Source organism: Streptococcus sp. k-628 (assembly GCF_013277475.1).
GTDB lineage: Bacteria > Bacillota > Bacilli > Lactobacillales > Streptococcaceae > Streptococcus.
Window position 1 is genome coordinate 40,128 of record NZ_VMMZ01000013.1, and the last position, 22,800, is coordinate 62,927.

General features: G+C 40.5%; 23 protein-coding genes. 4 read left to right on the plus strand and 19 right to left on the minus strand.

Going from position 1 to position 22,800, the window contains the following annotated elements; translation table 11 throughout:
• From HT730_RS02190 to parE, 9 genes are all read right to left on the minus strand, one after another.
• Positions 1-1,023 (minus strand): branched-chain amino acid aminotransferase, encoded by a 1,023-nt coding sequence (locus tag HT730_RS02190; protein ID WP_000218998.1) that lies wholly within the window; start codon positions 1,021-1,023, stop codon positions 1-3.
• Between the two features lie 134 nt (positions 1,024-1,157).
• Positions 1,158-3,629 (minus strand): DNA topoisomerase IV subunit A, encoded by a 2,472-nt coding sequence (gene parC / locus HT730_RS02195; protein WP_173306670.1) that lies wholly within the window; start codon positions 3,627-3,629, stop codon positions 1,158-1,160.
• Positions 3,630-4,111: 482 nt separating this feature from the next.
• Positions 4,112-4,672, minus strand: a complete 561-nt coding sequence (locus tag HT730_RS02200) for a GTP pyrophosphokinase (protein ID WP_173306671.1) — start codon at positions 4,670-4,672, stop codon at positions 4,112-4,114.
• Positions 4,673-4,701: 29 nt separating this feature from the next.
• The gene (locus HT730_RS02205; protein WP_173306672.1) at positions 4,702-5,529 is read right to left on the minus strand and encodes an aminoglycoside 6-adenylyltransferase; all 828 of its coding nucleotides are present in this window, start codon (positions 5,527-5,529) and stop codon (positions 4,702-4,704) included.
• A 147-nt stretch (positions 5,530-5,676) separates the two neighbouring features.
• A complete protein-coding gene (locus HT730_RS02210) occupies positions 5,677-6,015 on the minus strand; it encodes a hypothetical protein (protein WP_173306673.1) in 339 nt (112 codons plus the stop codon).
• 1 nt (position 6,016) lies between these two features.
• The gene (locus HT730_RS02215) at positions 6,017-6,562 is read right to left on the minus strand and encodes a hypothetical protein (RefSeq protein ID WP_173306674.1); all 546 of its coding nucleotides are present in this window, start codon (positions 6,560-6,562) and stop codon (positions 6,017-6,019) included.
• Between the two features lie 62 nt (positions 6,563-6,624).
• On the minus strand, positions 6,625-7,284 hold the full coding sequence (locus tag HT730_RS02220; RefSeq protein WP_240151446.1) for a DUF6261 family protein: 660 nt from the start codon (positions 7,282-7,284) through the stop codon (positions 6,625-6,627).
• A gap of 212 nt (positions 7,285-7,496) precedes the next feature.
• The gene (locus HT730_RS02225) at positions 7,497-8,696 is read right to left on the minus strand and encodes an AbiH family protein (RefSeq protein ID WP_173306675.1); all 1,200 of its coding nucleotides are present in this window, start codon (positions 8,694-8,696) and stop codon (positions 7,497-7,499) included.
• Positions 8,697-8,714: 18 nt separating this feature from the next.
• On the minus strand, positions 8,715-10,658 hold the full coding sequence (gene parE / locus HT730_RS02230; RefSeq protein ID WP_173306676.1) for a DNA topoisomerase IV subunit B: 1,944 nt from the start codon (positions 10,656-10,658) through the stop codon (positions 8,715-8,717).
• Positions 10,659-10,793: 135 nt separating this feature from the next.
• On the opposite strand from parE, the gene plsY reads away from it, so the two are divergent.
• Positions 10,794-11,435, plus strand: coding sequence for a glycerol-3-phosphate 1-O-acyltransferase PlsY (plsY, locus tag HT730_RS02235; protein WP_173306677.1), 642 nt, complete (start codon positions 10,794-10,796; stop codon positions 11,433-11,435).
• 37 nt (positions 11,436-11,472) lie between these two features.
• Here plsY and HT730_RS02240 read toward each other — a convergent pair whose 3' ends face one another.
• From HT730_RS02240 to HT730_RS02280, 9 genes are all read right to left on the minus strand, one after another.
• Complete coding sequence (locus tag HT730_RS02240; protein ID WP_120007870.1) at positions 11,473-12,429, minus strand: ABC transporter permease; 957 nt, start codon at positions 12,427-12,429, stop codon at positions 11,473-11,475.
• Between the two features lie 2 nt (positions 12,430-12,431).
• The gene (locus tag HT730_RS02245) at positions 12,432-13,490 is read right to left on the minus strand and encodes an ABC transporter permease (protein WP_000038657.1); all 1,059 of its coding nucleotides are present in this window, start codon (positions 13,488-13,490) and stop codon (positions 12,432-12,434) included.
• Positions 13,483-15,018, minus strand: coding sequence for an ABC transporter ATP-binding protein (locus tag HT730_RS02250; RefSeq protein WP_173306678.1), 1,536 nt, complete (start codon positions 15,016-15,018; stop codon positions 13,483-13,485). The genes HT730_RS02245 and HT730_RS02250 overlap by 8 nt, the downstream gene beginning before the upstream one ends.
• A gap of 142 nt (positions 15,019-15,160) precedes the next feature.
• Entirely contained in the window at positions 15,161-16,213 is a 1,053-nt protein-coding gene (locus HT730_RS02255) for a BMP family protein (RefSeq protein WP_049524889.1), read from the minus strand.
• An 89-nt stretch (positions 16,214-16,302) separates the two neighbouring features.
• Entirely contained in the window at positions 16,303-16,692 is a 390-nt protein-coding gene (locus HT730_RS02260; RefSeq protein WP_000246088.1) for a cytidine deaminase, read from the minus strand.
• Complete coding sequence (gene deoC, locus HT730_RS02265) at positions 16,679-17,341, minus strand: deoxyribose-phosphate aldolase (protein ID WP_173306679.1); 663 nt, start codon at positions 17,339-17,341, stop codon at positions 16,679-16,681. The genes HT730_RS02260 and deoC overlap by 14 nt, the downstream gene beginning before the upstream one ends.
• Positions 17,342-17,360: 19 nt before the next feature.
• Entirely contained in the window at positions 17,361-18,638 is a 1,278-nt protein-coding gene (locus HT730_RS02270; RefSeq protein ID WP_173306680.1) for a pyrimidine-nucleoside phosphorylase, read from the minus strand.
• Entirely contained in the window at positions 18,635-19,225 is a 591-nt protein-coding gene (locus tag HT730_RS02275; protein WP_240151447.1) for a class I SAM-dependent methyltransferase, read from the minus strand. The genes HT730_RS02270 and HT730_RS02275 overlap by 4 nt, the downstream gene beginning before the upstream one ends.
• Before the next feature lie 208 nt (positions 19,226-19,433).
• Entirely contained in the window at positions 19,434-19,838 is a 405-nt protein-coding gene (locus tag HT730_RS02280) for a hypothetical protein (protein WP_173306681.1), read from the minus strand.
• Between the two features lie 199 nt (positions 19,839-20,037).
• Here HT730_RS02280 and coaA point away from each other — a divergent pair, with 199 nt between their 5' ends.
• The 3 genes from coaA (at position 20,038) to HT730_RS02295 (ending at position 21,838) form a co-directional block, all read left to right on the plus strand.
• On the plus strand, positions 20,038-20,958 hold the full coding sequence (gene coaA / locus HT730_RS02285) for a type I pantothenate kinase (RefSeq protein ID WP_173213663.1): 921 nt from the start codon (positions 20,038-20,040) through the stop codon (positions 20,956-20,958).
• A gap of 67 nt (positions 20,959-21,025) precedes the next feature.
• Positions 21,026-21,262 (plus strand): 30S ribosomal protein S20, encoded by a 237-nt coding sequence (gene rpsT, locus HT730_RS02290; RefSeq protein WP_001274000.1) that lies wholly within the window; start codon positions 21,026-21,028, stop codon positions 21,260-21,262.
• A gap of 51 nt (positions 21,263-21,313) precedes the next feature.
• Positions 21,314-21,838 carry a DNA topology modulation protein gene (locus HT730_RS02295; protein ID WP_173306682.1) on the plus strand — a complete coding sequence of 175 codons (525 nt, stop codon included), beginning with the start codon at positions 21,314-21,316 and terminating at the stop codon, positions 21,836-21,838.
• A gap of 26 nt (positions 21,839-21,864) precedes the next feature.
• Here the strand turns inward: HT730_RS02295 and deoD are convergent, their stop codons facing one another.
• A complete protein-coding gene (deoD, locus tag HT730_RS02300) occupies positions 21,865-22,575 on the minus strand; it encodes a purine-nucleoside phosphorylase (RefSeq protein ID WP_000022091.1) in 711 nt (236 codons plus the stop codon).
• Positions 22,576-22,800 lie beyond the last annotated feature (225 nt).

Here is a 22,800-nt window from a genome sequence, read left to right on the forward strand (position 1 = left end):
TTAATCTACTTTTACAATCCAACCTTCTGGCGCTTCAATATCACCAAACTGAATTCCTGTCAATTCATCATAGAGTTTACGAGTCACAGGACCTACTTCTGTTTCACTATAGAATACATGGAAATCATCACCGTGCTGAATTCCACCAATTGGCGAAATAACTGCTGCCGTACCACAGGCACCTGCCTCTACAAAACGGTCAAGGTTATCAATTGGGACATCCCCCTCAATAGGAGTTAAGCCCAAGCGGTGTTCTGCCAAATAAAGCAAAGAATACTTGGTAATAGATGGCAAGATAGAAGGACTCAATGGTGTTACAAATTCATTATCAGCTGTAATTCCAAAGAAGTTAGCTGATCCGACTTCTTCAATCTTTGTATGAGTTGATGGGTCTAGATAGATGACATCTGAGAAATGACGTGACTTGGCCAATTTCCCTGGCAAGAGACTGGCAGCATAGTTCCCACCAACCTTAGCCGCACCTGTACCATTTGGAGCCGCACGGTCGTATTCATCCTGAATCAAGAAGTTGGTTGGAACCAATCCACCCTTAAAGTAATTTCCAACTGGCATAGCAAAGATGGTGAAAATGTATTCCTCTGCTGGTTTAACCCCGATAATATCTCCAACACCAATCAAAAGTGGACGAAGATAAAGGGTTCCACCTGTTCCATATGGTGGTACGTATTCTTCATTCGCGCGGACAACTGCCTTACAAGCTTCTACAAACATGTCTGTCGGAACTTGTGGCATCAAGAGACGATCACAAGTACGTTGCAGACGTTTAGCATTTTCGTCAGGACGGAAAAGTTGAACACTACCATCCTTAGTACGGTAAGCTTTCAAACCTTCAAATGCTTGTTGTCCATAGTGAAGACTTGGAGAAGACTCTGAAATATGCAAGGTTGCATCCTCTGTAAGCTCTCCTTGATCCCATTGTCCATTTTTGAAATGAGCAATATAGCGATAAGGTAATTTCATATAGGAGAAACCAAGGTTTTCCCAATCAATCGTTACTGTCATATTCCACTCCTTATTCTAAAAACCTATTTCTTATATTCTACACTATTTTTCTAAAATAGCAAGTATATTTTGTAATTTTCAGAAAATTTCTTCAATAAAAAGAACCAGCTCTTAGAACTGATTCTTCATTTCACTTATTTAGCTTCAGTAAATACTTCTTTAAGATAAGCGTCAAAAACTTCTTCATCTGAAATCGTGTCAGAAATGAAGCTTCCGTTGCTAGTGCGTTCTGACAAGTTCAAGTCTTGCAATCGGCTTTCATAGATTGTTCCTTTATTGGATTGGACAAGCAGAATCTGGTCGTTTTCTTCTACTTCTGTACTGAAGAGATCACCTACAAATCCTTGTTCTGCAACTGCTCCTGCTAAGAAGACACGATGCGGTTTGTTTTTCAACTCACGCAAGACTTGTAGTCCTCGTTTGGCACGGCTGGTTGCTGGAATTTCGTCAATAGAAACACGTTTCAAGCTTCCACGTTGGGTCAAGAGGTAGAAGGACGGGGTGTTACAGATAAAGGCGGATTGGAGAATATCATCTTCTTTCAAATTCATAGCCTTGACACCTGCAGCCTTGGCACCGACAACAGGAACCTCTTCGATATTGAAGCGCAGGGCATAACCATTTTGGCTAATTAAAAGAACATCATCTAGTTTAATCGGAGCCACTGCTACAATCTGGTCTGTCTCTTCTTTTAGCTTAGCATACTTGACAGACTTAGACTTGTAGGTCCTCCATGGGGTGAATTCTTTTCGTTCTACACGCTTGATTTGACCGAGACGGGTCGCTGCAAAGTAGGTTGTGCCATCATCAAACTGATCCACGACTTCCACATAAAGGATTTCTTCATTCGTTTCGAAGTTTGTAATGGTCTGGCTCAGATGCTCGCCGATGTCCTTCCAACGAATATCTGCCAATTCATGGATTGGTCTGTAGATGACATTTCCAAGACTTGTGAACATCAAGAGGTGCTGGGTTGTCTTGGCAGATTGAACAAAAATCAAACGGTCATCATCACGTTTGCCAATTTCTTCCAGCGTTGAAGCCGCAAAGGAACGTGGACTGGTACGTTTGATGTAACCAGCCTTGGTCACGCTGACGTAGGTATCTTCCTCGGCGATAAGACTAGCTGTATCAATCTCAATTGCTTTCGCAGTGTCTTCTAAAGAACTCAAACGAGGAGTTGCAAATTTCTTCTTGACCTCACGAAGTTCTTTCTTCATAAGATTGTACATGGTCCGTTCATCACCGATAATCGCAGCAAGCATAGCAATCTTCTCACGAAGTTCTGCTTCTTCTTCCTGCAAGACAACCACGTCTGTATTGGTCAAACGGTACAGTTGCAAGGTCACGATGGCCTCAGCCTGCTCTTCTGTAAAATCATAGCTGACCTTGAGGTTTTCCTTGGCGTCAGCCTTATTCTCAGAAGCACGGATAAGAGCAATGACTTCGTCCAAAATTGAAATCACACGAATCAAACCTTCAACGATATGAAGACGCTTCTCAGCCTTTTCCTTGTCAAAGCGGGAACGCGCCAAAATGACCTCACGACGGTGGGCGATATAGCTAGACAAGATTGGGACGATCCCAACCTGACGAGGCGTGAAATTGTCAATCGCCACCATATTAAAGTTATAGTTGATTTGTAGGTCGGTGTATTTGAAGAGATAGTTAAGAACGAGCTCCGTATTGGCGTCTTTTTTGAGCTCAATAGCGATACGAAGACCGTCACGGTCAGACTCATCGCGAACCTCAGCAATGCCTGACACCTTGTTATTGACACGAACATCGTCGATTTTCTTGACCAGATTGGCCTTATTGATTTCATAAGGAATCTCAGTGATAACGATTTGTTCCTTACCACCTTTTAGCTTTTCAATCTCCGTCTTGGAACGAACAACCACGCGCCCTTTCCCAGTTTCATAGGCCTTTTTAATTTCATCACGGCCTTGGATGATAGATCCTGTAGGAAAATCTGGTCCAGGCAAGAATTCCATCAACTTGTCAACCTTGGCTGTTGGGTGGTCAATCATATAAACCGCGGCATCAATAACCTCAGCTAAATTATGTGGTGGAATGTCTGTGGCATAACCAGCCGAAATACCAGTAGAACCATTGACCAAAAGATTTGGAAAGGCTGCTGGCAGAACAGTCGGCTCTTTTTCAGTGTCATCAAAGTTCCAAGCAAAAGGAACGGTCTTTTTCTCGATGTCCTGAAGAAGATATCCTGCAATCTCAGACAAACGTGCCTCTGTATAACGCATTGCCGCAGGCGGATCTCCGTCCATAGAACCGTTATTACCGTGCATTACAACTAGAATCTCACGATTTTTCCAGTCCTGTGACATACGAACCATGGCATCATAGATAGAACTGTCACCGTGTGGGTGAAAATTCCCCATGATATTCCCGACAGACTTGGCCGACTTGCGGTAACTCTTATCAAAGGTATTGCCATCCTTATTCATAGAGTAAAGAATACGACGCTGAACCGGCTTCAAGCCATCACGAATATCTGGCAAAGCCCGGTCTTGAATAATATACTTGGAGTAGCGACCAAAGCGCTCTCCCATGATGTCCTCCAGGGACATGTTTTGAATGTTAGACATAGGATACTAAGCCCGTAAAATGCAAAGTGAAAATAGAAAATTCTTGCAGTTAGCGATACTCACAAGAGAATTTATCTTTTTCACACAGCATTTAGGGCGTGTTCAACTCCTTTCAAAGAATGTAGAGTAGGTTTTTACAGAAAAGGTGTTCAGTTAAGATATAAAAGGACGATTTGGCTTGCCAAAAATGTCTGTAGAAAAATAGAAAATCGATGTAGGGCTCGATGAAGTCAAGACGATTTGACTTTTTTCCGAATAAAATTAGTCCCGTGTTCAGTTACTACAAATAACCAAACTATCCTTTCTGTAATTTAATGTGTTTAAAATTTGTTGCATCAGTTAGTAATAAGGAGTTTTCACTCAGCATTTAGGGCGTGTTCAACTCCTTTCAAAGAATGTAGAGTAGGTTTTATGGAAAAGGAAAAAATATATGGTAAGTGAGTCTCACCCAATTCCTGTATCCTCATTTCCACTTGAAATATCTACTCCACAAATCCTCGTTTATACTTGATATGGCTAGCGATATTACTATCTACATCTTTCTTATCCCAAAGTTGGAGTTCCCATGGGTAATAAAAATTACTTTTATTTTTAAAATAGATATGAATACCGACATAGCCATCTTTATCACGTAAATACCAGTTTTTTAGTCCGTACAGATTTTGCCAATCATCTAGCTTCTCCATAACTTGAGCTATCTCTTTGGAACTTAAAATCATACGAGCACCAAAAATATCATTAAGAATCGAATTCACAGGATAGCCCTCTTGACGCTCAGAAAAACGTGTAATTTTATCTAAAATAGACTCAGAAGTTTTGACACGATAAACATAGGCAATATCTTGGACATCCGCTTTCATCAGATAATCATTAATTGACTCATGTAAATTCAGACGGTAGGACAAAATCGCTTTCGTCGGAACTTTTGAAAAGGTATGCTTGAGATTAATTTTTTTCACCTTACCCGTTTCAAAATAATCTTTAGAATATTCTCGATGAATACGATTAATCTCTGTAATGAGGCGTTCCACTTTTTCAATCATGAGTCTTCTCCTCTCGCTTTTTCATTTTTCTAGTTATTCCCAAACTTCTTCACTCTTTCCTCAGCATACTGAATCATTTTCTCAGCCACTTCTTTATCGTAGTCAAAGTCCAGCTTTTGAGCAAGTCTTTGAGCTTCTTTGTGGAAAAGTTGCATCGTAACAAACAAAGACTTAGTAAGTTTCTCTACACTTGAAAAATCAAGCAGATTCGAGAATTCCTTTTCTTTCTCAGCAGGTAAATTGTTAAAGAGGTACTTGTAGTTCTTGCCGACGTCTACTGTTCCCTTATTACTTGCTACCTGCCAAGCTAAGATTTTTAAGAGTTCTTGTTGGCAAATACTGTAGAGATGGTCAGTCGCGTAGATGAGCTGATTACGACAAATTCCTTTAACCACGTAAGCTGACACCCACCAAAATTCATTGCAGGCTTTTTCAAAATCAATCGGGCTAGCTGGATTCGTACAGTAACGTTGAGGACTTGCAGTATAAGACTCAAACAAGCCTTTCTCATCTTTCAATACTGTATAATCAGCTTCACTATCCACCCACTCTTGGATATGGTCTTTGGGGCAGAGTGTCAAATCAATCCGATTGCCATCTTCAAAAAGCATGAGATATAGGCGACGGTGATCAAGGGTGACTTCTTGCTCAATAATGCGTTTGCCAAACCGGTCCAACCAAGAAAGGTCTCTCGTCAGATTATCTAAATCGTCCACGACATAGACCACATCATAGTCTTGAAACTCATCTTTTGGTGCTGTTGTATCAGTTCGTGAACCAGACATGGCGACAGCGTCGACTTGTAGCACTTTTGCAGTTTGTAAAATTAAATCTAGCATTTCGGGTTCAGTTCTCATAGGAATACCTACCTTTTTAGTGAAAACTCTCGATTCTGTAGAGGGTATGTCTATAAAGCGGACTATCAGCTGAAACTTTTTCGTTATCAAATTCTTTGAAAAATCCCATGACTAGTTTTTTCATGACTTTGACAGCCATCTTTGTTTTTATTTCTTCTTTTTAAACAGATTATTAATAATAAGAAAAACTACTAACAAAACAGCTAATACATTTGTTTGATGTTTAATTTCCTTCAACCCTAGCCAGCCTTGATCACTTGCAAAATTAACCCCTACAATTACATATAAGAAAATCAAATACATGCTAAATATATTAGTCAATAGCCATCCTCCAATTTTCTTGTAGCATGATTCATCTGCCGAGCCAAACGAATCGGGATTAGGCGTATCAAGCTTTACATATTTATCCAAATAATCTTGAGCAGAAAATTTATTTATCTTATCTTCACCATTTTTATTAATTTTAACATCTAGTTCAAGTTTCATTTCATACACTTCCCATCATCTTTTTATTGATTTTTTCAATCAGATCGTATTCTTCATCGTCATTCTCTAAGGTCCTACTTATTGCCTTTACTTTATCATACGTTTCACGAATAAATTCTGGTTGTTTTGAAGTTTTGTAATGAATCTTCAAGAATTTCAACGAAGATACCATAGAAGCATTGTATTCCCAATGGTTCTTCAACAGACACCTGATAAACACTCTAATGATTTCCTGTTCTTGATACAAAAGACTTGTTTCATGATGTTCAAAATACTTTAACGAAATATAATCACAATAGTAAATCATGATATTAGATATCCAAGCAAAAGTGTATTCTTGGACCTCCCTAGTTGGTTCATAGCGTAGAGCTGTCCTTAACGCCTGAACTTCTTTAAGCGTAATTTCTTTAGCAGAAGCTGCATCAAAAAGCTTTGAGCGCCAGCCTGAAATGCTATCTAAAGAACTTCTATAATTGGTATATAAAGTAAAGATTGACACAATTGCACCTAACAAAGCAGCAAATAATCCAATCACTAATTCATTCATCTTCATATCCTATATTCACTTTCTAAGATTTATTTTGACTGGCATAAATTAACCAGAACAACCTACTTGGCTTCTTCTGGTTGTGTTGGGGTAATTTTTTTGCTTGGTTTGCGTTTTTTATAGCGACTACGGATAGCGTTGAGATGGTCACGGAGATCGGCATACTGCTTCTTATCTGGATAAGCATAGGCGTTGATTGCAGTAAAGTCCACAAGGAAGTCATAGATTTCTTGTAGTTTCGCACGGACTTCCTTGTTTTGACTAGGTGCCTTGCCTTTTTGCTCAGCCAAACGCTCCTTATAGGCTTTTTCAAACTGAGCCTGCGCTTTTGTCAAGGTTTCTACATGAGTTGTCAAATGCAGGGTTGAAAGGGCAGTTTGGTAGTCAGTATCTTTTAGCTCCTTGAGCAAATGGTTAATAGCTTCTGTCTCTTTTTCGTAGCTCATACTCGTTAGCCCAGCATAATTTTTGAAAAGTTTGCTGAGTTTGTCGTAAGCTTCCTTGCTACCTGCCTCTTTGACACGAGAGAAGGCCTTGACCAAACCAATCAAGATAGAAAGCGCATCATCACGCTCACGATCAGACGCTTCCAGTCTAGCCACCGTTTGACTGGCCTTGGAACGGTGCAAACCAGCTTGCAAGGTCTCAAGAAGTTTCTCCATATCCCCAAGCTTCGTTGCATAAAACTGCTCAGACTTATTGGCTTTTGTAAAAGCCTCCAACTCGTCCCTGCTCTCAGATAGAAGTTGGAAGAATTCGTTGTTTTCTAAAGCTTTTGTATCTAAACTGCTAATTCCATAAATTTTTTCATCTGGATAATCTCCTAATTTTTTATTTTAATGTACTTTTTACTTCGTCCGATTTTAGAACTGGTGAGCTTGTCAGAAAATCTGGCGAGAAAATTGTCATTTCATTATATGGGATAATCATGGATTCAATCCAATTTGAATGCAAATAGTCTTGTTTTAGAATTATACTGAACTATAGCAATTTTCTTATGAAGCTTATCTAGTTTACCATTATCCAGTTTCTCGTTGGCTGCTACATTAATAAATCTATTAATTGTGTCACTATCGGATTCATTATTTCTATTGTAATTATAAATAATCAATTCAGAATCTGTCTCCAAAAGTGAGTTAAGAATATTATTCCACCACCAAAAGTCACTATCACCGAGTGATAAACCGTATAATATAAACAAATCAGTATTATTGAAATATGATTTATATTTTTTATCATTCTGAGCCCAATAAGGTTTTAGAAAATTTTTAGCCAAAAACTTTTTCTTTTTACCTTCTATTTGTTCTTCATTATCAAACCCGAATAACATTGATTTAGGGATATTCTGATAACCATGAGGATGAGTGATATTTGTTATTAAATAGCTAGAGTAACAAGTGTCTTTATTAAAATCCAAATTGGATAAGCGTCCCCAAGAACCATCAACAGATATAGCTGAATAACCAGGAGCAGGAATATCTTTAGGATTGGGATAGAATTGAATCTGCCTATCTGCAAGCTTATGAGGATGCGGATCAAATTGTCCTTTATCTAGGAATAAAATATTATCTAACATCGAAGTATAGTTGAAATTTAAAATTTCCCAATTAAATAAAGAATAATGTTTAGTTTTACGAGGAAAAGCCAATTTATTGAAATTCTCCGTATCTAAATCACCTAAAAAACGGGTAAAAGAATTAAGAGCGATTCCTTTTTCAGTGCTATCGTTCCCTAACTTAGCAATCATATTAGGAGTAATTATTTCATTTAAAAAATTTGAGAACTCGATTTGAAATTGAGTGAAATCGTTAGCCAATTTCTCTGCGTTCAGGTAGCTAGGTTGATTAAAAATCTCAATTAAACTATTCTCAAAGTCACTCCAGTTTTTCTTAATATTAGGATCTTTTTCATTATCTTTCTTATCCTCAGTCATTTTTTGAAAGATCATATTATCTTTATCAAAATTCTTATAGCAAAGATAATTATAGAAATTTTGATAAGAAGTCCGATACGGAGAACCTAGATATTCCATTAACTGAATATCTATTCCATTACCAAACAAAGCCATAATATTAATTTGGCCATCATCAGCAAGTTTTTCAAATTCTTGATTTGTATATTTGGTATAACTCATATTCTCTTTTTTATCCTTTCAAAACGCCCCACTCTCCTCCAGCGTAAACTTGACATTATCCTCAATCCACTTACGTCGTGGTTCGACCTTGTCTCCCATGAGGACATTGACACGACGTTCTGCGCGTGCTAGGTCTTCGATCGTGACACGGATAAGAGTACGCGTTTCTGGGTTCATGGTTGTTTCCCAAAGCTGGTCCGCATTCATCTCACCAAGACCTTTATAGCGTTGGAGGGTAGCACCTTTACCAAATTGTTTGCGGAGTTCTTCTAATTCACCGTCCGTCCAAGCGTAAGCCACTTCTTCTTTCTTGCCTTTGCCTTTGGACATCTTGTAAAGAGGTGGAAGGGCGATATAAACGTGTCCTGCCTCAACTAGGGGACGCATGTAACGATAAAAGAATGTTAAAAGAAGTGTTTGAATGTGGGCACCGTCTGTATCCGCATCGGTCATGATAATGATCTTGTCATAGTTGGCATCTTCAAGAGAGAAGTCTGCTCCCACATCTGCACCAATAGTATAAATCATGGTGTTGATTTCTTCATTTTTGAGAATATCCGCCATCTTGGCCTTGGCTGTATTAATAACCTTACCACGAAGGGGCAAGATTGCCTGGAACTTGCGGTCACGGCCTTGCTTGGCAGAGCCACCGGCAGAGTCCCCCTCGACTAGATAGAGTTCATTCTTAGCTGGATTCTTAGACTGGGCTGGGGTCAATTTTCCAGACAACAAGCCCTTATCTTTCTTATTTTTCTTCCCATTTCGGCTCTCATCACGCGCCTTACGTGCTGCTTCACGAGCATCACGGGCCTTAATAGCCTTGCGGATGAGATTAGAAGCCAATTCTCCATTTTCCATAAGGAAGAAGGTCAACTTATCAGCTACAATTCCATCCACAACGGGACGAGCAAGAGGGCTTCCTAGCTTGTCCTTGGTCTGACCTTCAAACTGGAGGTGTTCTTCAGGAACAAGGATAGAAAGAACAGCCGCTAGTCCCTCACGATAGTCGGAACCTTCAAGATTTTTATCTTTTTCCTTGAGAAGCCCCGTCTTACGCGCATAGTCGTTCATAACCTTGGTAATGGCAGACTTAAGTCCAGTCTCATGTGTTCCACCGTCCTTGGTGCGAACGTTATTGACAAAGGACAAGATGTTATCTGAAAATCCGTCATTGTACTGGAGAGCCACTTCAACTTGGAAACCGTTGTCTTCCCCTTCAAAGTAAAGAACCGGCGTCAAGGTCTCCCTGTCTTCGTTCAGATAAGAAACAAAGTCCTGCACCCCATTTTCATAATGAAACTCAATCGCTTCATCTGTACGCTTATCCGTCAAAGACAAGGTCACATTTTTCAAGAGAAAGGCTGACTCATTGAGGCGTTCTGAGATGGTATTGTACTTGAAATCTGTCGTAGAGAAGATGGTCGCATCAGGCATAAACGTAACCTTGGTACCTGTTTTAGACTTGGGCGCTGTACCGATTTTCTTCAAGGTCGTAACAGGTTTCCCACCATTTTCAAAACGTTGCTTATAGATTGCACCATCACGGGTGATTTCAACTTCCAGCCAACTTGAAAGAGCGTTAACAACGGAAGAACCAACCCCGTGGAGACCACCAGATGTCTTGTAGCCCCCCTGACCGAATTTCCCTCCGGCATGAAGAATGGTAAAGATAACCTCAACAGTTGGAATTCCCATAGCGTGCATACCAGTCGGCATCCCACGTCCATGGTCTTGAACCGTTAAACTGCCATCTTTATTGATGGTCACATCAATACGGTCACCAAATCCAGACAAGGCCTCATCGACAGCATTGTCGACGATTTCCCAGACGAGGTGGTGGAGACCTGCCCCATCAGTCGATCCGATATACATCCCTGGACGTTTACGGACCGCATCCAACCCTTCTAGCACCTGAATGGCATCATCATTATAATTGTTAATATTGATTTCCTTTTTTGACACAAGGAACCTCCTATTCGTTCATCTTTACTATTCTACAAGTTTTCCAAGGATTTTGCAAAATTTTTCTTTCTCCGGTGTGACAATTTCAGAAGAGATTCTATGCCTTTCTTCTCCATTTCATGATATAATAGGAGTATGATTACAATAGTTTTATTAATCCTAGCCTATCTGCTGGGTTCGATTCCGTCTGGTCTATGGATTGGACAAGTATTCTTTCAAATCAATCTGCGCGAGCATGGTTCTGGTAACACTGGAACGACCAATACTTTCCGCATTTTAGGCAAGAAAGCTGGTATGGCAACCTTTGTGATTGACTTTTTCAAAGGAACTCTAGCAACGCTTCTTCCAATTATTTTTCATTTACAAGGCGTTTCGCCTCTCGTCTTTGGACTTTTAGCTGTCATTGGACATACCTTCCCTATCTTTGCAGGATTTAAGGGTGGTAAGGCTGTCGCAACCAGTGCTGGAGTGATTTTCGGATTTGCGCCTGTCTTCTGTCTCTACCTTGCAGTTGTTTTCTTTGGAACCCTCTATCTTGGTAGTATGATTTCACTATCTAGTGTCACAGCATCTATCGCGGCTGTCATCGGAGTTCTACTCTTTCCACTTTTTGGTTTTATCCTGAGTCACTATGATCCTCTCTTCATCGCTATTATCCTAGCACTTGCTAGCTTGATTATCATTCGGCATAAGGATAATATCACACGTATCAAAAATAAAACTGAAAATCTTGTCCCTTGGGGACTGAACTTAACCCATCAAAATCCTAAAAAATAAAACGCCAGTTTGAACAGAACTGACGTTTTTTGTATGCTTATTTCGATTTGATATAGTTGATACCATCTGCTTTTGGTGCAACTGCTTTTCCAAAGAAGGCTGCCAAGACAAGAATTGTCAAAACATAAGGTGCGATTTGAAGATAAACCGCAGGCACTCCTTGTAGGAATGGCAATTGAGATCCGATAACAGCCAAACTTTGTGAAAGTCCAAAGAAAAGACTAGAAAGCATGGCTCCGATTGGATTCCATTTTCCAAAAATCATCGCAGCAAGGGCGATAAATCCAGGTCCAACAATAGTTGTTACTGAAAAGTTAACTGAGATGGATTGAGCATAAATCGCTCCACCAATTCCACCTAGGAAACCTGAAATAATAACCCCTAAATATCTCATCTTGTAGACATTGATTCCCAAAGTGTCCGCTGCTTGAGGGTGTTCACCGACAGAGCGAAGACGAAGACCAAAGCGAGTCTTGAAGAGGATAAACCAAGCAAGGAACGAGAAGGCAATCGCCAGATAACCAAGAAGGCTAGTTGACTTGAAGAAAATATCACCGATAACTGGAATATTTGCCAAGACTGGGAAATCAAAGCGTCCAAAAGTCTGACTTAGGTTGTCAGTTTGTCCTTTGTTATAAAGAACTTTCACCAAGAAAACAGCCAAGGCTGGCGCCATCAAGTTCAATACCGTACCGCTGACAACATGGTCTGCACGGAAATGAACCGTTGCTGCTGCGTGGATGATAGAGAAGACACCACCAACCAATCCTGCAACTATCAAAGATAGCCATGGAGTTGCTGCTCCAAATTGTTCTGCAAATTCAAGGTTGAAGACAACTCCAGAAAAGGCACCCATAACCATAATTCCTTCAAGCCCGACGTTTACGACACCACCACGTTCAGAGAAAACGCCACCGATACTTGTAAAGATGAGGGGAGCTGAGTAAATCAGCATAGAAGACACCAAGAGGGTGAGCAAGGTTGTAATAGACATCTTTACTTACCTCCTTTAACTTGTTTTTTCGATTTGACAAAGCGTTCGATAAGATAATGAACACTGACAAAGAAGATAATAGAAGCTGTTACAATGCTGACAAGTTCAGACGGTACCTGCGCCGCATTCATACCAGGGGCTCCAACTTGGAGAACACCAAACAGGAAGGCTGCAAAGAGAATACCAATTGGTGAGTTGGCCGCAAGCAGACTAACCGCCATACCATTAAATCCGACAGCTAAAGATGCCCCTTGAACATAGACGTTCTGGAAGGTCCCAAGCCCTTCAACAGCTCCACCAAGACCTGCCAAAGCACCTGAAATAATCATTGAGAGGATAATCGTTCGTTTGGCAGAAATACCAGCGTATTCTGAAGCATGTGGATTGAGACCAACCGCACGGATTTCAAAACCAAGGGTTGTTTTCTTGAGCATGAACCAAATAACTGCAACCGCAATGATGGCAAAGAAAATACCAATATTCATCCGCGAATTCCCAGTCAACTCAGCCAACCAAGGGGTCTGGTAGGTTGCATTAGCCCCGACACGAATGGTCGAATCTGTACTTTGCATGAAATCTTTAGGGAAGGCATGGATAAAAGCATTTCCTACATACAGGACAATGTAGTTCATCATGATGGTTACAATAACCTCTGACGTCCCTAGATAGGCTCTAAGAATACCCGGAATCGCTCCGACAATCCCTCCAGCAATCAGGGCAATCACGATAGTTGCTAGAATCATCAAGGGACGGGGCATATCTGGATGCGACAGGGCAAACCAACCACTGAGAATCCAACCAGCCAAAGCCTGACCAGGAAGTCCGACGTTAAAGAAACCTGCACGACTGGCAACAGCAAAACCAAGACCGATCAAGACCAAAGGCCCCATAGCACGGAAGATTTCCCCAATCCCACGCAGGCTACCAAAGGCTGTATAGAACAATTCTTCGTAGCCCCAAATAGCATCATAACCAAAGATCCACATGACAATGGCCCCGAGTAAAATTCCTAGGAAAACAGAAATCAAGGGAACCGAAATTTGTTGTAATTTTTTAGACATCACTCTTCTCCTTTCCCAAGTTTCCACCAGCCATCAAGACACCAAGTTCTTGTTTATTGGTTGTTTCTGGTGATACAATACCTTGAATCTTACCATCATGGATAACGGCAATACGGTCTGAGACGTTTAAAATCTCATCCAATTCAAAGCTGACAACAAGGACAGCCTTACCATTATCACGCTCTTCAATCAAGCGTTTGTGGATATATTCAATAGCACCGACATCCAAACCACGAGTTGGCTGGCTGACGATAAGAAGATCAGGATCTCGATCAATTTCACGAGCAATAATTGCTTTTTGTTGATTTCCTCCCGAGAGTGCAGCTGCAGGCACAATTTCGCTGGCAGCACGAACATCAAACTCTTCCATTAGCTTTTTAGCATAAGAAGTAATATTTGAATAGTTCAAAATTCCATTTTTACTATGTGGTTCTTTATAGTAGGTTTGAAGGGCAATATTTTCAGAAATCATCATTTCCAAAATCAAGCCATCACGGTGGCGGTCTTCTGGAACGTGCCCAACACTTAGTTCTGTAATTTGTCGTGGGTGCAAGCCTACAATTGAATCTCCTTTTAGCTCAATGCTTCCAGATTCAACCTTGCGAAGACCTGTGATGGCTTGAATCAGTTCAGACTGACCATTTCCATCAATCCCTGCAATACCAACAATCTCTCCAGCACGAACATCCAAGGATAGATTTTTCACAGCTGGGACACCACGGTTTTCATTGACCACCAAATCTTTGATAGACAAGACCACTTCTTTTGGTTGAGAGGCTTGTTTCTCTGTTTTAAAGGAAACAGAACGTCCTACCATCATTTCTGCCAAATCAGCATTAGTAGCCCCTGCAATTTTGACGGTTTCAATTGATTTCCCACGACGGATAACTGTAACGCGGTCAGAAACTGCGCGAATCTCGTCCAACTTGTGGGTAATCAAGATAATTGATTTTCCTTCTTTGACAAGATTTTTCATAATAGCCATCAACTCCTCAATTTCTGATGGAGTCAAAACAGCCGTTGGTTCGTCAAAAATAAGAATATCAGCTCCCCGATAAAGGGTTTTTAAAATTTCTACACGTTGTTGGGCTCCAACTGAGATGTCTGCCACCTTGGCAGAAGGGTCCACAGCTAAGCCATAACGTTCAGAAAGAGCCTTGATTTCTTTGCTAGCTCCAGCGATATCTAGCACACCATTTTTAGTCAATTCACTTCCTAAAATAATGTTTTCAGCCACCGTGAAAGCCTCTACCAACATAAAGTGCTGGTGAACCATTCCGATTCCCAAGCCAGCTGCTTTAGATGGGGAGTCAAGGTTGACAACTTGACCGTTGACCGCGATTTCACCACTAGTTGGTTCAAGAAGCCCTGCTAACATGTTCATGAGCGTGGACTTACCAGCCCCATTTTCTCCTAAAAGTGCATGAATTTCACCTTTTCGTAGGTGCAGGTTGATTTTGTCGTTGGCAACAAATTCACCAAACACCTTGGTAATATCACGCATCTCAATGACATTTTCGTGTGCCATGTGCTCTTCCTTTCAGAGTCTTATTTTATTTCAATAAAACTTGCTAGTTTCTCTAGTAGCAAGCTTTACTGAGACAAAATGACTTTGTCTCAACTCTTAAAAAGCGGCCGATGGCCGCTTCCTAAGAAATAACTTCCATCCATTATTTTGCAGGAACTTTTACGCTTCCATCAAGGATTTTAGCTTTAGCATCTTCGACAGCTTTTTTACCTTCTTCTGAAAGGTTTGTTACTGCCAAGTCAACCCCTTTATCTTTCAATGAGTAAACGATCACTTGACCGCCAGGGAATTCACCTTTTTCTGCCTTGTTAGAAATATCTTTTACAGTTGTACCAACTTGTTTCAAAGTAGATGCAAGAACAAAGTTTGATTCTTTGCCATCTTTAGAAGTGTATTTACCTTCTGCTTCTTGGTCACGGTCAACACCGATAACCCAAACTTTTTCATTTTCAGGACGGCTTTCGTTGAGTGATTTTGCTTCTGCAAAGACACCAGCACCTGTACCACCAGCTACTTGGTAAACAATATCTGCACCAGCTGCGTATTGTGCTGCTGCAATTGTTTTACCTTTAGCAGCATCACCAAATGAACCAGCATAGTCAACTTGTACTTTGATAGATGGGTCTACTGAGGCAACACCTGCCTTGAAACCAGCTTCAAAACGAGAGATAACTTCTGACTCCTGCCCACCTACAAAACCAACTTGTTTTGTTTTAGTTGTTTTTGCTGCAGCTACACCTGCAAGGTAACCTGACTCATTATCAGCGAAAGTTACGCTCGCAACATTCTTTTGATCTTTAATCACATCATCAATCAAGACATAGTTCAAGTCAGAATGTTCTTTAGCTGCTTCTTCAACCGCATTGTGAAGGGCAAAACCAACACCGAAGATTAGGTTGTAACTTCCAGCCGCTTGTTGCAAGTTGTTAGCGTAGTCAGCTTCACTTGTTGATTGGAAGTAAGTGAAACCGTTATCTTTTGAAAGATTGTGTTCTTTACCCCAAGCCTGCAAACCTTCCCAAGCTGATTGGTTGAATGATTTATCATCAACACCACCAGTATCAGTGACGATTGCTGCTTTTGTCTTCACATCAGAAGATGAATCTGCCTTACGAGAAGAGCGGTTACCACATGCAGCAAGTCCAACTGCTGCCACTGCTACTAGGCCAAGACCTAGCCATTGTTTCTTGTTCATTACTGAACCTCCTAAATAAGATGTGCAACGATGTTGCAAGTATGGATTGGTTGGCCACAAGGACCGTGCCACTCAAAGAGCGACTCAGACTAATTTAAGTCTGTAAAAGAATATGGAAGTAATTCCCCGACCGTCATCTCGACCGTCGATTTATCTTTTGCGACTAAGGTCACTTTTAGATCTTGTTCAAAAAATTCAACCATTACTTGGCGACAAGCACCACATGGTGAAATCGGTTTTTCAGTTTGTCCATAGACAATCAATTCTGAAAATTCTCTTTGTCCTTCAGATATAGCCTTAAAAATGGCTGTTCTCTCACCGCAATTGGTCAAAGGATAGCTAGCATTTTCAATATTCACTCCCGTGTAAACACTTCCGTCTTTTGCCACTAAAACTGCTCCGATAGGAAAGTGAGAATAAGGGACATAGGCATGTTTGCTGGTTTCAATTGCCAGTTCAATCAACTCAGTAGTCGCCATCAGCCAATTCTCCTTTTAGAATTGCTACCCCAGCTGACGTTCCGATACGGGTCGCACCTGCTTCAACAAAGGCAAGAGCATCTGCATAAGAACGAGCTCCACCAGCAGCCTTGACTCCCATATCAGGTCCAACTGTTTCACGCATCAATTTGACATCTGCTATCGTAGCACCACCAGTTGAAAAGCCAGTAGATGTTTTGACAAAGTCAGCCCCAGCTTTTTGGGCTAATTGGCAGGCTACAACTTTTTCTTGGTCTGTCAGAAGGCACGCTTCAATAATGACTTTCACTAACTTGTCACCACTTGCTTCCACTACTGCGCGAATATCTGACTCTACCAAGGCCAAATCAGCTGATTTGAGAGCCCCAACATTGATCACCATATCAATCTCGTCTGCACCATTTTGGATAGCTTCTTTTGTCTCAAAAGCTTTCACAGTTGAAGTTGTTGCTCCCAAAGGGAAACCTACTACTGTGCAGACCTTGACATCTGTGTCTTCAAGCCCTTTTTTGGCATGTTCAACCCAGGTCGGATTAACGCAAACACTGGCAAAATCATACTCCCTAGCCTCAGACAACAAACAATCAATTTGATTTTCTGTTGCATCTTGTTTTAAAAGCGTATGATCGATATATTTATTTAATTTCATATTCGGATTCTCCTACGATTTATGAGATAATTTCTATAATTTCTCGTAAACTTTGCACCCTATCATTTATTTTAACATATTTTTGAAAATCTGTAACTAGCTGAGGAGAAATTTTTCCATTTGTGTATACTTTTGCAACAATTTCTCCCTTTTGAACGGAATCTCCAACTTTCTTTTCAAAAACAATTCCTGTTTCATAGTCCAAGGCATCAGACTTGACTGCACGGCCTGCCCCCAGTCTCATAGCATAAAGTCCAAATTCCATAGCTGGAAGAGCTGAGATAATACCCGTTTCCTGGGCAGGGATTTCCACCACATGGGCAACATTGACAGGGCGATAGAGGTCTTCCAAGTCTCCACCTTGGGCTTGGACCATTTCCTCAAACTTAGCCAGCGCTTGACCATTTTCAAGATGTTGGCGAACTTCTTCAACTGTCTTGTTTACATTTGCCAGGCCAAGCATAATTTGAGCCAATTCACAGATAAAGTGGGTAATATCCTGACGGCCTTGCCCTTGTAAAATCTCCAATGCTTCAAGGATTTCCAGACGATTTCCAATCGCTCGTCCCAAGGGCTGGCTCATATCCGTAATCACTGCTACCGTCTTCCGTCCAACAGCCTTACCAAGTTCCACCATAGTTTGAGCCAACTCACGCGCCTCATCAACCGTTTTCATGAAGGCACCCTCACCGACAGTCACGTCTAGCAAAATAGCATCCGCTCCTGCCGCAATTTTCTTGCTCATCACCGAACTCGCAATCAAAGGAATCGTGTCGACAGTTGCGGTCACATCACGGAGAGCGTAGAGAAGCTTGTCAGCTTTAACCAGTTGGTCTGATTGCCCAATGACAGATACACCAATGTCCTGTACCTGACGAATGAAATCTTCTTGACTGCGCTCGACTTGATAGCCCTTAATGGACTCCAATTTATCAATTGTCCCACCAGTATGGCCGAGACCACGACCACTCATTTTTGCTACAGGTACACCGAAGCTAGCAACAAGAGGAGCTAAAATCAAGGTCACCTTGTCACCAACACCCCCAGTAGAATGCTTGTCAACCTTAACCCCATCAATAGCGGATAAATCAAACTCTTGACCTGTATGAACCATTTTCATGGTCAAATCAGATATTTCTCGAGTCGTCATTCCTTTAAAGTAAACAGCCATAGCAAAGGCAGACATTTGATAATCAGGAACAGTTCCTGATACATAGCCTTCTATCAGCCATTCAATTTCACTTGAAGTCAATTCTTGACCGTCTCGTTTTTTTTGGATTAAATCAACTGCTCTCATTCTTTCACACTTCTAAGGATATAATATCCCTTGTCTTTTTTAAGGATTTCACAATTGCCAAACACCTCTTCCATCTTGGACTTGGCACTTGGGGCCCCTTGTTTTTTCTGGATAACGATTGTCAAATCCCCACCAGTTTCCAAGAAATCTTTACTTTTCTCAATGATTTCATGAACGACTTGCTTGCCCGCACGGATAGGGGGATTTGAAATAACATGGTCAAATTTCCCTCCAACTTGTTCATAGATGTTGGACTGGAAAATCGTCGCTTCTACTTTATTTCGTTCAGCATTTTGTCGCGCCAAATCCAAGGCACGATTATTGATATCGACCATGGTCGACTGTACTCCATAAGCCTTAGATAAAGACAAGCCCAAAGGTCCGTAACCACAGCCTACATCAAGAACAGTTTCTCCTTGGTTGACCTCCAGACACTTGAGCAAGAGTTGACTTCCGAAGTCAACCATCTTCTTGCTAAAAACACCTGCATCCGTCAGAAAGGTCATTTTTTCTCCCAACAATTCTACTCTCAACTCATGAATGTCGTGAGCAGCGTCAGGATTTTCTGCATAATACATTTTACTCATGAAACTATTTTACCATAATTTGAGTTAAATTGTAAATCGTTTACATATCCAGAATAAAACAAAAAGATTGAAGGAAGTTGCGTTACAATAACTCCCCTTCAATCTCTTTCAACTTTTATAAGCAAATTGTATTTCATCTAGGACTACAGTTATCATTGCCATGATAAAACAACAAATTTATTGTCTATAATCAAGCGCATTTTTATTACTATTGCTTAACCTTCAGATACTTAATTATCAACAAAATTCCCAACAAAATATTTAGATAAAAGCCCAACTGATAAGTTTGTGTCAGGATTTCCAAACTTGTCCAAAGTCGTATCAAATCTTCTAGCGACATGCGGAAGAAATAACCCTCTGTCGCAATCCATAAGACTAAAAAGCAATAACTACCAGCAGCGAGCCATTTCGTCCACCGTTTTTTTAGTAGCCAAGCAATCAAGAGCGAACAGATAAAGATAGCTGTTACAATAGCATGTTCCATCAAAAAAGTAAAACCGTAATAGATTTCCACAAAGCGTCTACCATTATCCGCATTGACTCCTTTTATAAAAGGTAAGGCAAAACTTAAAATAAAACAGAGTTCCAATAGGTAACGTTTCAAGATTTTCATAGTACACCTCCTATAAGTTATAAACCCCAAAGCCCCCTTTATAGCTGATAAGTCAGTAGAAAGCAGCTCCTACTTCATCAATAAATTGTTCATCCTCTATCTACTTATATTGTATACTATTGACTTACCACATTCAAGAAACCGCTTTATTTTTTTAACTTTTTATGGTATGATAGACAAAATATCTAGGGGAAAACAAATGACCAACGAATTTTTACATTTTGAAAAAATCAGCCGCCAGACTTGGCAATCTTTACATCGAAAGACAACACCTCCTTTGACAGAAGAAGAATTGGAATCTATCAAGAGTTTTAATGACCAAATCAGTCTTCAAGACGTTACAGATATCTATCTCCCCTTGGCTCATCTGATTCAGATTTACAAGCGAACTAAGGAAGATTTGGCCTTTTCAAAAGGAATTTTCCTCCAACGTGAAAGTAAATCTCAACCTTTTATTATTGGGGTTTCTGGGAGTGTTGCCGTTGGAAAATCAACAACCAGTCGCCTACTTCAAATCCTACTGTCCCGTACACTGACAGATGCTACGGTTGAGTTGGTAACAACTGACGGCTTTCTCTATCCCAACCAGACCTTGATTGAACAAGGGATTTTAAATCGTAAGGGATTTCCTGAAAGCTATGATATGGAAGCTCTTCTCAACTTCTTGGACTGCATCAAAAATGGACAAGATGTGGATATTCCTGTCTATTCTCATGAAGTCTACGACATCGTACCTGAGGAAAAGCAAAGTGTCAAAGCTGCTGATTTTGTAATTGTTGAAGGAATCAATGTCTTTCAAAATCCACAAAACGATCGTCTCTATATCACTGACTTCTTTGACTTTTCCATCTATGTAGATGCTGGAGTGGATGATATTGAGAGTTGGTATCTGGACCGTTTCTTGAAGATGCTGAGCCTAGCCCAAAACGACCCTGATAGCTACTATTATCGTTTTACTCAAATGCCGATTGGGGAAGTGGAGTCCTTTGCCCATCAGGTCTGGACCAGTATCAATCTCACAAATCTACAAAATTATATTGAACCAACTAGAAATCGTGCGGAAGTGATTCTACATAAAAGTAAGAACCATGAAATCGATGAAATTTACTTAAAAAAGTAATTTTCCCTTGTCAAAACGTAAGTTTTCAGATATAATGGTATAGTTAGTAAATATGGAGGTAAGAACATTGGCAAACATTAAATCAGCTATCAAACGCGCTGAATTGAACGTTAAACAAAACGAAAAGAACTCAGCTCAAAAATCAGCTATGCGTACTGCTATCAAAGCTTTCGAAGCAAACCCATCTGAAGAACTTTTCCGTGCTGCTAGCTCAGCTATCGATAAAGCAGAAACTAAAGGTTTGATTCACAAAAACAAAGCAAGCCGCGATAAAGCTCGTCTTTCAGCTAAACTTGCTAAATAAGAAACAGTCCATAGAGGCTGTTTTTTTGTCCTCAAATAGGAAAGGTAGAAAATGAAAATCGCAATTATCGGATATTCTGGTGCAGGTAAGTCAACTCTAGCTGAAAAGTTGTCTCACTACCACTCCATCCCAAAACTTCACATGGACACACTCCAATTTCAACCTGGTTGGCAAGACAGTGATCGCGAATGGATGTTAACCGAGATGAAAAATTTTCTTACCAAGCATGAAGCTTGGGTCATCGATGGTAATTATTCTTGGTGTTTCTATGAGGAAAGAATGCAGGAAGCTGACCAAATCATCTTTCTCAATTTTTCACCATTTACCTGTCTCTTTCGGGCCTTTAAGCGTTATCTTAAATACCGGGGAAAAGTCAGAGAAAGTATGGCTAAGGGATGCCCTGAACGCTTTGACTGGGAGTTTGTACGATGGATTCTCTGGGAGGGGCGAACAAAAACTCAAAAAGAAAATTACCAAAAACTTTGCCAAGAATATTCACATAAAGTCACTATTCTTCGAAATCAGAGAGAGCTAGATCAATTTCTAGATAAGAAAAGGAAGTCCTCCAATTCATAAAGAAAGTCTTCCTTTTGTGTTCTCTTTTATTCTGCAATCAAAGTTTCTAAACCAACCTTCATCATATCGGTGAAGGTATTTTGGCGTTCTTCTGCAGTTGTGTCTTCGTCTGGGTTAACCAAACTATCAGAAATAGTCATGATAGCAAGAGCATCAACATGGTGCTGGGCCGCCAAATAGTAAAGAGCTGCTGCTTCCATTTCCACAGCCTTGACTCCCCATTTACCAAGCTCAATGTTCTTTTCAAAGTAGTTTGAATAAAAGACATCAGAAGACAAAACGTTCCCAACGTGGGTGGTCATACCGAGTTCTTTAGCGATATGGTAGGCCTTATCAAGCAAATCAAAGCTAGCGATTTGTGGGAAATCGTATTGAGGCCAATCGTTGCGGATGATATTTGAATTGGTAGCAGCTGCTTGTGCCAAGACCAACTCACGAACGTGAACATCCTCATTCAAAGAACCGGCTGTACCGACACGGATCAATTTTTTCACACCGTAATCGACAATCAATTCACGAGCATAGATAGAGATTGAGGGCATACCCATCCCTGTTCCCATAACAGATACACGGTGACCCTTGTAAGTACCTGTGTATCCAAACATGTTACGCACTTCGTTAAAGCAAACAGCATCTTCAAGGAAATTCTCCGCAATAAATTTAGCACGAAGAGGATCCCCAGGAAGAAGAATTTTATCAGCAATTTCACCCTGCTGAGCAGCAATATGGATAGACATAGTTAAGATATAAAGGGCGACAGAGAACAAAGTAAAAATAGAAAACTGACGACGCATCTCAGATGCTAGACAGTTTATCTTTTTTACACAGTTCTCCGCCCGTATTCAGTTCAATGAATACAGTTAACCCATCCTTTCTTTTATTGTTATGAAAAGTTTTCCGCTCGTGTTCAAATCAGAACACACGCTCTACCTTTCTTTCTTAATTTTGATGATATTGAGAAG